A 13,505-nucleotide genomic window follows, 5' to 3' on the forward strand; every position below is an offset into this window, starting at 1 on the left:
CTGCCCCCTTTCCTCTTGCGTAGGCATCGCTTAATCTTCCTGATTAAGTTGAGGTAAAAAGATATTTCCTAAGTAATTCACTAAATCGCTTTGACTGTTGGAATCTAACAGCGCCTCCTGTTTCTTTGCTCGTTCTTCTCCCTTTTGCAGAATCCGAATGTCTTGGTAAATCATAGATTCTTGCATAATTTCCTCTCTGAAAAGGTGTGTAATCAAATTTTTGTCAAACCGTAAACCAGCTAAAACCTTTACACAAGCTGAGATATTCTGAAAACTACTTCATCAAACTTAGTTTTTATTAAAAGTTCATATACTTTTTGGTTTAGTTAGTTAAATATGCGAGTTAGAGTTGATTTTATATAAATCGGCTTTTTTAAAAATTTCAGTAACATTGCTCTTTTATTAACAAGTTAAATATAACTAAAATATTAATAGTTGTGCTGGCTTAGTTGATTAAAAAACGTCAATTATTCCAGGTGTATCTATTTGCTTCTCTTTCAGGCAGATTCAGTAGTCTTAAAATAACCGCTCTCTTTGTTTTTACAAAAGAGAGTTTAGCTTCCCCTTGATTGAGGGAAGTTAGATTGTTGTTAGCGAATTAATGTATTAAGCATTAATAGTCTGTTCATTTGGAAATCGCTGTGTTCAAGTTTTCTTGGACAACAGCGTCATGATTTCTATTGGAAAATTGCAGTTTTATTTCTAACTGAGAACAAACACAACTTCTTTAAGCTTTGAATATTTATCAACCCATTTTACCAATCCCCATGCAACAATATATTTCTCATTTGCTCATATTGGTATTAGGAACAAGTTCAACTTTCCTCGTTACTCCATGTCAAGCTCAAACTCCGGTAAAAACCAACAGTCAAAATCCTGAGAATGTTACTTCCATATCTTCAAGTTCACCTTCGGCTAACCAATTGAGTGATTTTGCCAATTCTACTAATACTAATAGCAAACCACCTCTCCTTTCTGAGGCAACTAATAACTCTTCTGCCAATATAACAGCCTCTAAGCCTCGTCCACGGGTTCCTATATTCAGCAGAATTTTTGCTACACCTTCGATGCAGCAATAATTAGCGGCTAAACATTTAGTTTACTTGCTTGGGTTGAGCGGAATTTGCATTCATACGTTACATATAACATTACCTAGTGAAAATACTACCCCAGCAAGAGGGATTCTAATTGTTCTCTCTTGTTGGGGTGGGACGAATATCATCTATAGCTGTTCTCGTTTGTATGCAACAGAGATTTGGTGAAATTAAATATGCGTTATCCAGAAACCTTTTAGAGACGTAGCAGTGCTACGTTTCTACATTCTTTTTCACTTATATCTATATACTTGCATGAATCAATGAGCTTTCACCCTAAATCCCTCTCCCAAGCTTGGGAGAGGGACTTTGAAATTGGCTCCCCTTCTTCCAAAATTGGGAGAAGGGGTTGGGGGATTTAGCAAGATCCCGCAGGGTGGGCAAATTTTGCATTTGTGCAAGAGGTCTAATGCTTTATGCTTGCAGCTGACAGAGCATTAAGCCAAACCATTGATTTGGATCTCTCCACACATGAAGAGGTAATAAACCTTGTGCAGTTAGTTGCTGTTTGATATTATTAAGGTCAAATTTGCGGGAAATTTCAGTGAGGATAGTCTCACCTAGTGCAAAATTAACCTTAAGATTAAGAGCGCGTAATTCTACAATTTGCGATCGCAGGCTGCGTAAATGCATTTCTATTTGATGCTCGCTTTCATTATAAAATGCCCGATGTTCAAACTGGGTGGTGTCAAAGTTACCCTCAAACCGCTGATTTAAATGTTCCAGCATATTGAGGTTAAATGCAGCTGTCACTCCCTGGCTGTCGTTATAAGCTGGTTCCAAAATCTGTTTTGACTTTCGTAAATCTATCCCCAATAAAAAATACTCACCTACTTCTAGAGCATTGGTAATTTGAGAGAAGAACACATTACACTCATCAGGGGTAAGATTACCTAAACTGCTACCAATAAAACAAATCATCCGACTGGGTAATTGCGTCGGTAGGAGTTTTGCAAGGGCTAATTCATAGGTTCCCGCTAGTGCATAAACTTGGAGTAAGGGATAATCTTCTAATAACTGCTTGGCACTACTTTCCAACATACCTGCACATACATCAATTGGTAGGTAATGCAGAGGATAGCTTAGTTGCTGGTAGGCATCTAGTAAAATGCGGGTTTTACTAGAACTGCCACTACCAAGTTCTACCAATTCACAAACGCCAGTTATCTTGGCAATTTCACCAGCATACTGCTGTAAAATGGTTGTTTCTGTGCGTGTAAGATAATATTCTGGTAAATCACAGATTTGCTCAAACAGATCGGAACCACGGTCATCATAAAAGTAACAAGGGGGTAGAGATTTAGGTGTTTGAGTTAATCCCTTCACTACATCACTCCCAGCACTAGGTGCAACTATTTGAGTTGCTCCTATCAAACGCTCTATCTGCAAGCGTTTTTCAACGCTGCTTTGAGAAGTAACCTTGCTGTTAACAGCTTTAGATATCGACATGAAACCTCCGTTTGTTCAGCGTAATAGGTTACTTTGATAGCAGACCTTTACCCCAATCAGTGAAACACATAGCCATAGCTAATAAAACCATGCCTAAGCAATATAGCTTAAGCTTTAAAGCTGTTTTTCGGCATTTTCCCATTAGAATAATAGCAAGTAAGCACCTAAGTTCTATGTTCTAGCAGTGATAAAGACTCGAGATAGGTAATATGAGCCAACAGCAAATCAAGTCAGAATGAGGTTGACTAGAGAATGTAGCTTCGTCCATATCCTGGAATAGCGCAAAAGTTTTCGAGCGACATTTATCGAAGGCTTGAGAAATAGCCTTTTTCACACTAGATTTGCTCAATTTGGATCTCACAGTCTGCTCCCACACTAATGATGCTATTTTCTGGGCAAGCAATCCAATTACCTATAAATAAAGGTTCAGACGCAATAATTACGGATTGTGGGAAAGTCGGATCATCTCGTATCCAGTAAAAAGATCGAGGTGGTGAAGTGGTAGCAAAACGAGAGGCTATCAGGCGATGTCCGTCACTAAAGATTACATTGAGTGAGGCTTCTACTTGATAGCATTTTGCCATCTCTAAAAGCGTTAATAATGTGCTGCATAAAGCATATTCTGGAGGTCAATGTTTGTTAATTTGACTTTGTGAAAGTAACAATGCAAAAATGTGTTCGGAGTCAGTACTACCATTAATTTTTTCGTAAAAATCTTGGGTTAAAGTGCTGCGGATTTTTCTGTGTAATATTTTGCGGAAATTCTCGATTCGTCCATTGTGAATAAATAGCTGTTGTTGATGGTTAAAAGGCTGACAATTGGCAAAATCTACGGCTTGTCCTAGTGTAGCACTGCGGACATAAGCAAGTACACACTTTGATTCAACGTAATGACTGAGACTGGGTAGGTTTATATCATTCCAAATAGGCAGGGTATTTTTGTAGATAAAAGGGCTAGTACGCGACGGCGGAAATAGAGCAACCATTTAAAATCTTTAAAAAGCCCATTCCATAATACTTTTGACTTTTGACTTTTGACTTTTGACTTCCGCCTTGCGGTACTAGTATCTTTTTGAATATGATACCAACCTACACCAAAGCCATCTGCATTTACTACCCCAGAGGTCATTTCGCAGGGTTGATAACTCTGGACTATGAGTGAGTGTTCTGGTTTATACAGAAGATGTTCTAAAGAAACAGGCGAACCGAGGTAAGCAAGTAAACGGCACATTATGAATATTCCACCTTCTATTAACACAATTATTGGGCAACAGCCTTACCCGCTTTTATTCACTATCATTAGTGGTTCCCACTTATATGGTTTTCCTTCGCCTGATTCTGATTATGACTTACGTGGTGTGCATATTTTACCAGTTCAAGAAGTAGTGGGATTAGAGACTGGGAATGAAACTATTGAAGTTTCAGAATTTCGTGAATCTTTAGAAATTGATTTAGTCACTCATGATGTAAAAAAATTCTTTTTGATGCTACTTAAAAAGAATGGTTATGTGTTAGAACAACTATATTCACCTTTAATAGTAACAACTTCAATCGAACATGAGGAATTAAAATCTATTGCAAAAAATTGTATTACCCGTCATCATAGCTACCACTATATTGGTTTTTCTGCAACACAATGGAAACTTTTTCAAAAAGAAAATACGCATCGACTCAAGCCATTACTTTATGTCTATCGAGTTCTATTGACTGGAATTTATCTGATGCAAACAGGGGTAGTTGAAGCTAATTTAATTAAGCTCAATGAGGTTTTTAATTTACCATATATTCCTGATTTAATCGCTCAAAAGCTAGCAGGTACAGAAAGGTCGATTTTATCAGATATTAATGTAGCTTTTCATCAAACAGAGTATCAACGTCTGTGTAATAAGTTGCAGGAGGCGTATGAATCTAGCACCTTACCTGAAGTACCTTCAGCTAAGGTGGCTTTGCATAATTTGTTAGTACGCCTGAGAGCAAAGAGTTATGAATTATGAGTTCTTGACTCTTAAATTTTAGATTTTTTAAAAAAGAAAATTTTCCAATATTAATTTTTGATTCTGCGTTGACTAGAGAGTAGCGGTACTAATTTGTTTGTGTCTTAATAGGTAAGACGATTACAAACTCTGTTCCTTGTTCGAGTTCAGATATTACTTCTATTTTACCTTAATGTTTGTCAACTATCTGATAATAAATACTTAAACCTAAGCCAGTACCTTTACCCACTGGCTTAGTTGTGAAAAAAGGGTCAAACAGTTTATTTTTAATCTCTGATGGAATTCCATAACCGTTATCTCTGATTGCTACTTTGATATAAATATCATCTATATTTATTGTATCTATAATAATTTGTTTACTTTTAACTGAATGAGCTTTTTGATCTAGCAGAGCATCTATCGCATTACTCAGAATATTCATAAACACCTGATTTAGTTGTACTGGGTAACACAATTTCCCGGAGGGAGGGTTTTGCGTAATAAAAGCTCTTAGAGGTCTTTTGATTGGGCTAATTAGGCAGACACTATATGAGCGGTTGAATTCAGGTTAAAAAAGAGTAAATTCAGCCTCCAAAAAATGGAGTTACGAGTTAAGAATTTTTCACTCCTAACTCCTAACTCCTAACTTCTAACTTCTAACTTTTTTACAACTTCAAATTCCAAGCAGCAAAAACTAAAGCACCCCAACCTGCAAGAAAGGCTGTGCCGCCTAGTGGTGCGATCGCTCCTAAGGATTTAATACCGGTTAAGCTAAGGGCGTACAAGCTACCTGAGAAAATAGCAATGCCAATGATAAACAGCAATCCACTGGCTACGAGAGTAGGTTGAGGGGACTCGGTACGACTAATTAGTATTGCTACTAAGAAAAGTGCTAGAGCATGATACATTTGGTAACGAGCGCCAGTTTCAAAAATTTCTAGCGATCGCTCACTAATCTTTTCTCGCAAGGCATGGGAAGCAAAAGCACCAGCAGCAACTGACAAACCGCCTAAAATGGCAGCTACGCTCAAAAAAATCTGCGTCATTAGACCTAACCGTAAGTTGAAGATCGTCATTGGTCATTGGTCATTGGTCATTAGTAAATAACAAATGACAAAGGACAAATGATAATTAGACATCAAAATGATATGATACAGCCCCTTCTTCGTTCACCTTAAAGTTTGCATTGAATTCTTTAGCTTTTTCATCTAAATATTGTCTGGCGTGGGCTGCGGGTAGTTGTGACTGCATGGCAAAACCTAAAACAGTTACGCGCCCGTGATTTTCTTGTAGCATTTCATAAAAAATCGATTGCAGGCGATCGCTAACTTGTTGATTAATCGCCTTTTTCTCCTGCCGACTTTGACGGTACAATCCCAATGCTAACCACATGCCCAGTGTTAGGGTAGGGACGCCAAAAATTAGACCACCAACAGCAGCATTATTATCTTCATAAGTAGCATTCGGTGCGTTAAACTCATACTCATCCGTAGGTATTATGATGGCTTTACGTGTAGCAAATTTTTCTAATGCCGCTGTTGCTGACAGAGTTACAAACATGAATCCGAGTGTCAGTAGCCAACCGGCAGCTAATTTTTCAGCAGTTTTCATAGTTTCACTTCAGATTTACACTTTGCTTGCGATTTTAACCTGACTTTCATAAAGGTTCCAATATATCAATCTACTCCCGGCGACAGTTTTTTAGCTTTGACACAATATTTTTTTGCCTACATTGCTTAATTAGTGCAGCGTTGCTTAATACAATGTCACCCGTTATGGTATGAAATTAGGGAATTAGAGAAACTAGATAAACAAGAAATTAAATACACCTATAAAACCCTTTGAGTCAGCATCCCCAAAAGTCAGATATCCGCTGTTGAAGCTTCAAAGAAGAAATTTTATCTCAATAAAACGTAAATGTGGTTATTTGCTTTCACTATTCTCTTGGGAGCAGCTGCGATCGCTGTAAGAATGTATGATTATGCAGAGCGGAACAACGGTTATTTAGAGAAAAAACAAAGCTTGATGCCAACGGCAATATCTACTATATCTCAGCTTTGAGATTGTCAAATCGCAGCAAGATGTTTATTATACCTTTGCTGCGATTTTAACCTTAATTGCGTGTAGCTTCCAGTAGCCGAGAAAAATAGAAGCGAGTCTTCGTCATTGCTCGTCGTTGGAATGAAAAGCCATTACTTTCCAAAATTTTCACCACATCAGCCTCACGATGCAAATATGCACGAGTGGCTTTACTTGGCCCAGGAAAGAAACTACCAATTTTCTTGAGTATACTCAGGGCGCAGGTCTTCGGCGCAAAACTGAGAATTATCCGCGACTGTGCCAAAGAACAGAGATGAGATATCATCTCATCGGCTTTTTCTTGAGGGTAATGGATGAGAACATCTAGGCAAATAACGGTATGGTAGCTACCACTCAATGATTCCAAATCCTGCACAGCAAAAGTGGGATTTTCGGAATTTCCCAAAGTTTGCTTTGCTCTATCCCTGCCTTCTTCCACCATTTTTTCCGAAATATCGGTGGCATAGACTTTGGCACCATCTACAGCCAGGGGAATGCTGAGACTACCGACACCACATCCGGCATCACAGATTGATAGCTCTGGTAAATTGTTATCAGCCTTCAGCCAACCGAGAACTGTATCCACAGTTTGCTGGTGTCCATTGCGGATGTCTAATTGGACTTTGTTGACTTCGCCATCGCCGTAGATTCGCTTCCAACGGTCAAACCCTGTGGAATTGAAATACTCGCGAACAATCGTTTTGTCGTCGGCTGCATTCATAAACTTCGATTTTTAGGGGTTCCCAATGCTTAAAATTATCATTCATAGGAACCCATAAGAGCGGTCTTCCAGATTTTTCCAGATGATAGTTCGCCGATAAGCAAGGATACTTACGTACATAGAGTAACTCAGGCTGTAGAATTCCAGTCCAGACGTGCAAAATTGAAGCTGTACTGGCTTAACAAGCAAAATTATGACATCGCTTCTAAAAGCCAGTTACAGCTGAATACGAATATCCAAACAATCAGGGGTAATAATGTCGCTAGAGTCGTAATTAGGGAAGCTCAGGCGTTTGATTTAGCAGTATTACGTTCCGTCCGTTATCGCACAGCCGGGGGATTAGCTGTCAGCGAAGTGACAACGCAGATGATTCAAGAATTGAAGTGTTCAATTGTGTTGTTGGGAGAGCCTGATTCGTGATGCGCGAGTCAATGCCAGTCAAAAGGGAAAAGTAAAAATACTTGCGGCAAAAAAATTATAAAGTTTCAATATTTAACATTAGTTATAATGCTGGCAATACTCTTTAGAGAGCAAGTAGAGCCTGCAATTTGTAAAAATAGGGGCAAAAAGATGAAAAACTTCAAATATATTTTGATGGTGGTTGTATTACTCGCAAGTTTAGTATTTGCTCAACCTTCGCTAGCCGATCGCCCGGAATATAGCAAAAATCCTGATTATATAACACTGACTCAACAAGTGAATATTTTGAAAATGGCGGAAAAAACACAAACTCAATTAGAGGGCTATACACCAGAGCAAATCGACCAGAAAATCAACGAGTTAGAGTTGCAAAAATATGCCTTTGAGTCAGGAATTGATTGGGGTCAGTGTACTAATCAAACAGGTAAGACTCTAGCTATTTACGGGCCAGAACCAGATATTGACGATGATGAATATTCCGAGGGAGCTGCACTTTATTTTCTGGGTAATGGCCAGACAACTAAAGATAGATGGAATTGTAAGGGAGTTTATCTAGCAAATGACTCTACAGCCCTTACTTTGGGAAGAGACAAACAAGGGCAAGAATTGGCGGGTGGCTTTGTAATTAAGGTTCCAAATGGAACTAACTTAGTTTTGAAGATAAATCCAGATACTGGGGTGATTGAATTCAATCAAGCTGGGACTAAAATCTTGAAAAGCGGTGAAGTGAATTGGTTTATCCCGAACGTATCGCAAAACATTATAGATTCACGAGCGATCAATGCACCTACCAAAAAAGCATAGAAGAGATATAGCAGTTCCCAGGTGGATAATGTACATATCGAAACTTATTTCCGAACTCACAAAGAGGGGGAGATCAAGCACAGCTTTATCAGGGTGAGGTTAAGCTGTACCTCATTCTTATTAGGAGGTATGGGCTAAACGCACCGCTACCGCCAACGGACTTCACCACTCTTCATAGACTAGTAGAGTATGTTTGGCCAAAGTCAGTAACGCACCCTACTAGTCTATTAATGATATAGCGGTTCCCATTCAGATGCAGGTACAACATTATATCGTGGAGTGTAGGGGCACGGCACTGCCCATTGGTGTCAACTTAAGCTGAAACTCCTTTAAAACCTCGTTTCCAGCCTCTTGCTGGAATTGCTGCTCCTGGTGGCTCTGCCGCCAGCAAGGGAGGCGGCAGCCCCAAGGACGGCATTCCCAGTCGGAGCAGGGGAACGAGACAATATCTAAAAGCTGGTTCTAGGCTGGCTTTCACGTTAAGTTGACACCAATGGGCACTGCGGTGCCCCTACGGGTGTACTTTACGCAAACGAAAAGCGCTATGTAATAGCTAACTAGTACAGCATGGCGTAAATAAACATACCATTTCAAATGGCGCAAGAGCTTGGAATATAATTATGCGTGACTTTTGACTTCCGCCTTGCGGTACTAGCTATTTCCTTCCCTTTGCCAAAACTGCCGTAAAATCTCTCCTGGCTTTCTATCCCAGGTGTCGATATGCTCGTATATCAAATTATCTTGATTGAGTTTATACGTTGAATAGCCATTAAAAAGCAACCCTGCTTTCCAGGGAACGCGCAACACTCCCCGCACCGTCCACTTTGCTAAAATCGTGTCTTCGGCTGACTGATAAACTTCATGCACATCAAAGTAAATTTGAGTAAAAAATAGCCGAGCGTGAAATCGTAAAGTCCAAAATATAATGCGATAGTTAAATTTGTATTTGAATGTATTCACCGGGTCTTTAAAATAGATATCCTGTGTATAAATGTCATAAGAAATATCTTTTTCAAAAAGTGTCGGTAAATCTTCTTTTAAAGTATTAATTACCTTTTCCACTGGCAATTTATATTCCACGCCCTTTTCCCTTAAAAAATCTTTTTTAACAAATTTTCCACTCCTGGCCAAATTGAAGATGTCCTCTTGTGACTCACGCCACTTGCACTCAAATCTAAGAGAGTGGGAAATGATGCAGACTTAGTATAAGGCCCATTTCGCAAAACTTTAGCAAGGGTATTGTTATTCTTGCGCAAACCTTCGTAAAAAAAGAATACTTCTCCTTGAATGCCAAGTTGACGATTGTATTCAATTGCCTGCACCAGATATTCTGGACTAATACAGTAAGAGCCAAGCTTCATCAGTATTCCCGGTACTAACTTGGGCAGTATCGCATCTGTAAACTGCTGGTTTACTAGTTTATCAGCGATCGCCTGATAACTCCTAATGTCACGGCGATAAATCTGCGGCTGAATCATATCGACTATTCCCCGCTTCAGCCATCTGGGTGAGTCTTGCAGATATTCCTGGAATGCCCAATCATAAATATTAGGTGCGATCGCTACTAATAAATCAGGATTCACCGCTTTCACCTCCTGATAGAGACGCGCCAAAAACTCAGTGAGAATATCTGCACGCCACTGTAACCATTGCCTATCCTTGTGGTTCTGTGGTGGATTGCGATCGAATTCCTGGCGATAACGGCTGACAGTTCCCTGATCATAGCCACCTTCAGAGGGCAATGCTGGCAAGCGATCGTCTCCTTGAACACCATCCACATCATAATTCTTTACAACTTCCAGCACCAAGTTCAACAAGAATTCTTGCACCTGTGCATCGAGGGCATTTAACCACTCAAAGCCGTTTTTCTTCAGTAAGTTGCCGTTACAATCACGCGCAGCCCATTCCGGTTTTTTCTGTAAAAGTACACCACCATTCAAATTGTAGGAACTGGCAAAACCGTATTCAAACCAAGGAATAACTTTCAACCCAACTCGCCGCGCTTCAATTACCACTTCTTTTAAAGGGTCGCGGCCTACAGACATCGGGTCAATTTCGACTCCAAATGTCTTCTGCATTGTTTGACTAGGATATAAAGTTACTGCCTTATTCCAAACAACGGGAAACACCACATTAAATCCCGTCTCGGCCAGGAAATCCATCGCCTCGACAATGCGTTCCTTCGATCTGAGAACTTTACTATCAGTAGTGGTCAGCCAGATACCACGGGTTTCTATTATTGCCATTTCTATAAATTCAAATTCTCGGCACTGTACCATCTAAACATTGACTAGTCGACGATACCGCGCCTGTATTATTGTGTAAATTCCATAGGCAACTAAACCTAGTGCCACAATACCCAAAAGCCATGCTCCGTTAGGCTGTTGCGCTAGCGTCTGTAATACTTCATCCAAACCTTCTGCGGTAGCGGCGTTCGACTGTTTTGCTGCTTCAATTAAAAACCAACCGATAATGCAAAATACTATACCTCGTGCCGCTAAACCAAATCGGCAAATCCTCATTACCCATTGGGCTTGTGTATTGCTTAACTCAGTTAAATTGAGTTCTTTACGAAATTTGCCACTAAAAGCTTGATAAAACTGATAGAAGCCTAGAGCAATTACAAACGCCCCCAAAGTTCCGACTAACCATTGACCAAAAGGTTGAGAAAGCAAACGTGCTGTCCAATCTTCAGTAGAATCACTACTATTTTTACCGCTGCCTGTACCCATAACGATTTGCACAGCACTTAAGGCTAAACTTGCATAAATCAAGCCATTAACTGCGTAACCAATTCGTACTGTTAAACCTTTGGCATCATTACCTTTATTTTCTGGGTCTTTAATTGCCTGTACAAAACGCCAGATTACGTATCCAATCAAGCCAATTGCAACTAAAGCCAGCAAAAATTTACCAAATGGCTGGTTGACGATTGTTTGGAGAGCGCCTTGGGTATCAGTTGTTTTACCACCCCTGCCAAAAGCCGCCTGTGCTGCCAGTAGTCCAACTATACCGTAAACTACTCCCTTGGAAACATAGCCAAATCGTCCCAGTCGCTCAACCCACAATGAAGCATGGTTTGTCAACTGTTGTGTCATGTTAGTTGGGAAGAATTATATCTACCTTTTACCAAAATTTACCCACGATTCACATCTACCCCAAGACAAATTGTCTAATATTTTTGCAAAAAATCACTATCGTAATACTGTCTTTTAATAGATGTGAGGCTGCTCGAAATAATATTAAATTTATTAAGTACAGTATTATTATTTAATATTTTTTAATGCGGAATTTAGATTAATTATGTCTTTAATAGAAAGTTCTTGTAAACATGAATATATAACTACCAATGGGGTAAAACTACACTACCTAACCCAAGGCGAAGGCCCTTTAATGTTGATGTTACATGGGTTTCCTGAGTTTTGGTACTCTTGGCGGCATCAAATACCAGAATTTGCCCAAAATTTTAAAGTTGTCGCCCTTGACTTGCGTGGTTACAACGATAGTAATAAACCAAATGAGCAATCAGCTTATGTAATGAAGGAGTTTATCAAAGATGTTGAGGGAGTAATTAAAGGATTAGGATACCAAAAATGTGTATTAGTTGGACATGATTGGGGTGGTGCGATCGCTTGGGCTTTTGCATACACTTATCCCGAAATGGTAGAGCGATTAATTATTCTTAACATGCCTCATCCTGCCAAATTTGTCCAAGGCTTACGCACTCCCCAACAGTTGCAGCGAAGTTACTATATCTTCCTCTTTCAACTACCCTGGATGCCAGAATTATTCTTACAATTTTCAGACTACCAAGCAATTGAAACAATTTTTAAAGGTACAGCAGTTAACAAGAGTGCTTTCACTAAAGCGGATATTGACGCATATAAAAATGCTGCTGCAAAACGCGGTGCCCTCACAGCAATGTTGAACTACTACCGCAATGTTTTTCAGCAGAGAATGCTAAATCCAAATAGGGGTGTTCTGGAAGTACCAACATTGATGATTTGGGGAGAAAATGACACCGCACTTGGCAAGGAACTAACCTACGACACCGCAGCTTATGTTAGGAATTTCCAAATCAAGTACATTCCTAATTGTGGCCATTGGGTGCAGCAAGAACAGCCGGAATTGGTTAATCAATATATGCGAGAATTTCTGAGGACTTAATCTAAACGATCAATTGATAAGTATAAATACTTCTCTAACTAGCTATAGCAAGTAACACCAGTTTTTACTTTTAAAAAGATTTAATAGTGATTTAATACTGGCATTTTTTAAGGAATTTTTGGTAAAAATTGCCAAAGGATCGGAATTAATGGCATTTTTGGCATCACTTTTATCTGTGTTTCAGATCGCAATTAACTTGTCAGGAGATAGATTGTCACAAGATACATTGACCTTACAAAGTTTAGTGAGATAATAGAGCTGTGAGGGACAGAACGGACGCAACTTGATTATTAAGGGGGAAAATTATGAAACTCCAGCTATTAGCGGCCATGGCCTTAGCAACACCCCTATTTTTCGCTAGCTCGGTTAGAGCCGAGAATCCACAGGATTTACAAAAGCTGCTTTCAACTGGGGAATGTGTTAAGTGCGATCTATCAGGAGCTAACCTCAGTGGCGCTCATTTAATTGGTGCTGACTTGAGAGGCTCGAAGCTCCAAGGAGCTAACCTTGTAGGAGCTAACCTCGAAGGTGCTGACTTAACTGGTGCAAACTTGGCAGGTGCTAACCTAACATCCGCTTATGTAAGTAATGTGAATTTGAAGCAAGTCAATCTCAACGGAGTAAATTTTACTCGTGCTACGATTCACGATTCTAATGTGTATCAAGCATCAATGAACGATCTAAATCTTAATGGTGCGGAAATATTTAACACTGGAATCGGGATTGGTGGAGAAGACGCTGAAATTCCCGATTGGAAATAGGCCCAACTGATTACACAGGTTAAAATCAATACAACAT

16 protein-coding genes and 3 pseudogenes are annotated in these 13,505 nt (G+C 39.5%); 6 read left to right on the top strand and 13 right to left on the bottom strand.

Annotation, left to right across the window (positions count from 1 at the left end; all coding sequences use genetic code 11):
* Window positions 1-30: 30 nt before the first annotated feature.
* From HWQ40_RS06595 to HWQ40_RS06615, 5 genes and pseudogenes are all read right to left on the bottom strand, one after another.
* Window positions 31-186 carry a hypothetical protein gene (locus HWQ40_RS06595; protein ID WP_334981457.1) on the bottom strand — a complete coding sequence of 52 codons (156 nt, stop codon included), beginning with the start codon at window positions 184-186 and terminating at the stop codon, window positions 31-33.
* Between the two features lie 682 nt (window positions 187-868).
* On the bottom strand, window positions 869-1,003 hold the full coding sequence (locus HWQ40_RS06600; RefSeq protein WP_292775833.1) for a hypothetical protein: 135 nt from the start codon (window positions 1,001-1,003) through the stop codon (window positions 869-871).
* Window positions 1,004-1,508: 505 nt separating this feature from the next.
* Window positions 1,509-2,543, bottom strand: a complete 1,035-nt coding sequence (egtD, locus tag HWQ40_RS06605) for an L-histidine N(alpha)-methyltransferase (protein WP_292775835.1) — start codon at window positions 2,541-2,543, stop codon at window positions 1,509-1,511.
* Window positions 2,544-2,878: 335 nt separating this feature from the next.
* Window positions 2,879-3,502 (bottom strand): annotated as a pseudogene (gene egtC, locus HWQ40_RS06610) (ergothioneine biosynthesis protein EgtC); the annotation flags it as partial.
* A 104-nt stretch (window positions 3,503-3,606) separates the two neighbouring features.
* Window positions 3,607-3,774 (bottom strand): annotated as a pseudogene (locus HWQ40_RS06615) (class II glutamine amidotransferase); the annotation flags it as partial.
* Between the two features lies 1 nt (window position 3,775).
* Between HWQ40_RS06615 and HWQ40_RS06620 the strand changes: the two are divergent.
* Window positions 3,776-4,537 (top strand): nucleotidyltransferase domain-containing protein, encoded by a 762-nt coding sequence (locus HWQ40_RS06620; RefSeq protein WP_292775837.1) that lies wholly within the window; start codon window positions 3,776-3,778, stop codon window positions 4,535-4,537.
* A gap of 169 nt (window positions 4,538-4,706) precedes the next feature.
* On the opposite strand, the gene HWQ40_RS06625 is transcribed toward HWQ40_RS06620, so the two are convergent.
* The 3 genes from HWQ40_RS06625 to HWQ40_RS06635 form a co-directional block, all read right to left on the bottom strand.
* Complete coding sequence (locus HWQ40_RS06625; protein ID WP_334981462.1) at window positions 4,707-4,991, bottom strand: ATP-binding protein; 285 nt, start codon at window positions 4,989-4,991, stop codon at window positions 4,707-4,709.
* A gap of 190 nt (window positions 4,992-5,181) precedes the next feature.
* A complete protein-coding gene (locus tag HWQ40_RS06630; RefSeq protein ID WP_292775839.1) occupies window positions 5,182-5,562 on the bottom strand; it encodes a DUF423 domain-containing protein in 381 nt (126 codons plus the stop codon).
* 85 nt (window positions 5,563-5,647) lie between these two features.
* Window positions 5,648-6,127 carry a hypothetical protein gene (locus HWQ40_RS06635; protein WP_292775841.1) on the bottom strand — a complete coding sequence of 160 codons (480 nt, stop codon included), beginning with the start codon at window positions 6,125-6,127 and terminating at the stop codon, window positions 5,648-5,650.
* Window positions 6,128-6,433: 306 nt separating this feature from the next.
* Here HWQ40_RS06635 and HWQ40_RS06640 point away from each other — a divergent pair, with 306 nt between their 5' ends.
* Entirely contained in the window at window positions 6,434-6,577 is a 144-nt protein-coding gene (locus HWQ40_RS06640; RefSeq protein WP_292775843.1) for a hypothetical protein, read from the top strand.
* A 52-nt stretch (window positions 6,578-6,629) separates the two neighbouring features.
* On the opposite strand, the gene bchM is transcribed toward HWQ40_RS06640, so the two are convergent.
* Complete coding sequence (bchM, locus tag HWQ40_RS06645) at window positions 6,630-7,316, bottom strand: magnesium protoporphyrin IX methyltransferase (RefSeq protein ID WP_292775845.1); 687 nt, start codon at window positions 7,314-7,316, stop codon at window positions 6,630-6,632.
* A 195-nt stretch (window positions 7,317-7,511) separates the two neighbouring features.
* On the opposite strand from bchM, the pseudogene HWQ40_RS06650 reads away from it, so the two are divergent.
* A pseudogene (locus tag HWQ40_RS06650) lies at window positions 7,512-7,736 on the top strand (sodium:proton antiporter); the annotation flags it as partial.
* Window positions 7,737-7,886: 150 nt separating this feature from the next.
* Entirely contained in the window at window positions 7,887-8,540 is a 654-nt protein-coding gene (locus tag HWQ40_RS06655) for a hypothetical protein (protein WP_292775847.1), read from the top strand.
* Window positions 8,541-8,853: 313 nt separating this feature from the next.
* Here the strand turns inward: HWQ40_RS06655 and HWQ40_RS06660 are convergent, their stop codons facing one another.
* From HWQ40_RS06660 to HWQ40_RS06675, 4 genes are all read right to left on the bottom strand, one after another.
* Window positions 8,854-9,018, bottom strand: a complete 165-nt coding sequence (locus HWQ40_RS06660) for a hypothetical protein (RefSeq protein ID WP_292775850.1) — start codon at window positions 9,016-9,018, stop codon at window positions 8,854-8,856.
* 173 nt (window positions 9,019-9,191) lie between these two features.
* The gene (locus HWQ40_RS06665) at window positions 9,192-9,620 is read right to left on the bottom strand and encodes a DUF2358 domain-containing protein (protein ID WP_292775853.1); all 429 of its coding nucleotides are present in this window, start codon (window positions 9,618-9,620) and stop codon (window positions 9,192-9,194) included.
* Between the two features lie 11 nt (window positions 9,621-9,631).
* Window positions 9,632-10,786, bottom strand: a complete 1,155-nt coding sequence (locus HWQ40_RS06670) for a family 10 glycosylhydrolase (protein WP_292775855.1) — start codon at window positions 10,784-10,786, stop codon at window positions 9,632-9,634.
* 33 nt (window positions 10,787-10,819) lie between these two features.
* Window positions 10,820-11,638, bottom strand: a complete 819-nt coding sequence (locus HWQ40_RS06675) for a DUF1206 domain-containing protein (RefSeq protein WP_292775858.1) — start codon at window positions 11,636-11,638, stop codon at window positions 10,820-10,822.
* Between the two features lie 205 nt (window positions 11,639-11,843).
* On the opposite strand from HWQ40_RS06675, the gene HWQ40_RS06680 reads away from it, so the two are divergent.
* Together HWQ40_RS06680 and HWQ40_RS06685 are read left to right on the top strand one after the other, a co-directional pair.
* Window positions 11,844-12,707: an alpha/beta hydrolase gene (locus HWQ40_RS06680; RefSeq protein WP_292775861.1), complete on the top strand. Its 864-nt coding sequence runs from the start codon at window positions 11,844-11,846 to the stop codon at window positions 12,705-12,707.
* 305 nt (window positions 12,708-13,012) lie between these two features.
* The gene (locus HWQ40_RS06685; RefSeq protein WP_292775864.1) at window positions 13,013-13,468 is read left to right on the top strand and encodes a pentapeptide repeat-containing protein; all 456 of its coding nucleotides are present in this window, start codon (window positions 13,013-13,015) and stop codon (window positions 13,466-13,468) included.
* Window positions 13,469-13,505 lie beyond the last annotated feature (37 nt).

The organism is Nostoc sp. NMS9 (assembly GCF_017114995.1).
Classification (GTDB): domain Bacteria; phylum Cyanobacteriota; class Cyanobacteriia; order Cyanobacteriales; family Nostocaceae; genus Nostoc.

Bases quoted from the DNA above. Each gene is read 5' to 3' on its own strand.
- HWQ40_RS06595 (WP_334981457.1), bottom strand. From the start codon at position 186: ATGCAAGAATCTATGATTTACCAAGACATTCGGATTCTGCAAAAGGGA.
- HWQ40_RS06655 (WP_292775847.1), top strand. From the start codon at position 7,887: ATGAAAAACTTCAAATATATTTTGATGGTGGTTGTATTACTCGCAAGT.
- HWQ40_RS06630 (WP_292775839.1), bottom strand. From the start codon at position 5,562: ATGACGCAGATTTTTTTGAGCGTAGCTGCCATTTTAGGCGGTTTGTCA.
- HWQ40_RS06685 (WP_292775864.1), top strand. From the start codon at position 13,013: ATGAAACTCCAGCTATTAGCGGCCATGGCCTTAGCAACACCCCTATTT.
- HWQ40_RS06635 (WP_292775841.1), bottom strand. From the start codon at position 6,127: ATGAAAACTGCTGAAAAATTAGCTGCCGGTTGGCTACTGACACTCGGA.
- HWQ40_RS06680 (WP_292775861.1), top strand. From the start codon at position 11,844: ATGTCTTTAATAGAAAGTTCTTGTAAACATGAATATATAACTACCAAT.
- HWQ40_RS06640 (WP_292775843.1), top strand. From the start codon at position 6,434: ATGTGGTTATTTGCTTTCACTATTCTCTTGGGAGCAGCTGCGATCGCT.
- HWQ40_RS06675 (WP_292775858.1), bottom strand. From the start codon at position 11,638: ATGACACAACAGTTGACAAACCATGCTTCATTGTGGGTTGAGCGACTG.
- HWQ40_RS06620 (WP_292775837.1), top strand. From the start codon at position 3,776: ATGAATATTCCACCTTCTATTAACACAATTATTGGGCAACAGCCTTAC.
- HWQ40_RS06670 (WP_292775855.1), bottom strand. From the start codon at position 10,786: ATGGCAATAATAGAAACCCGTGGTATCTGGCTGACCACTACTGATAGT.
- bchM (WP_292775845.1), bottom strand. From the start codon at position 7,316: ATGAATGCAGCCGACGACAAAACGATTGTTCGCGAGTATTTCAATTCC.
- egtD (WP_292775835.1), bottom strand. From the start codon at position 2,543: ATGTCGATATCTAAAGCTGTTAACAGCAAGGTTACTTCTCAAAGCAGC.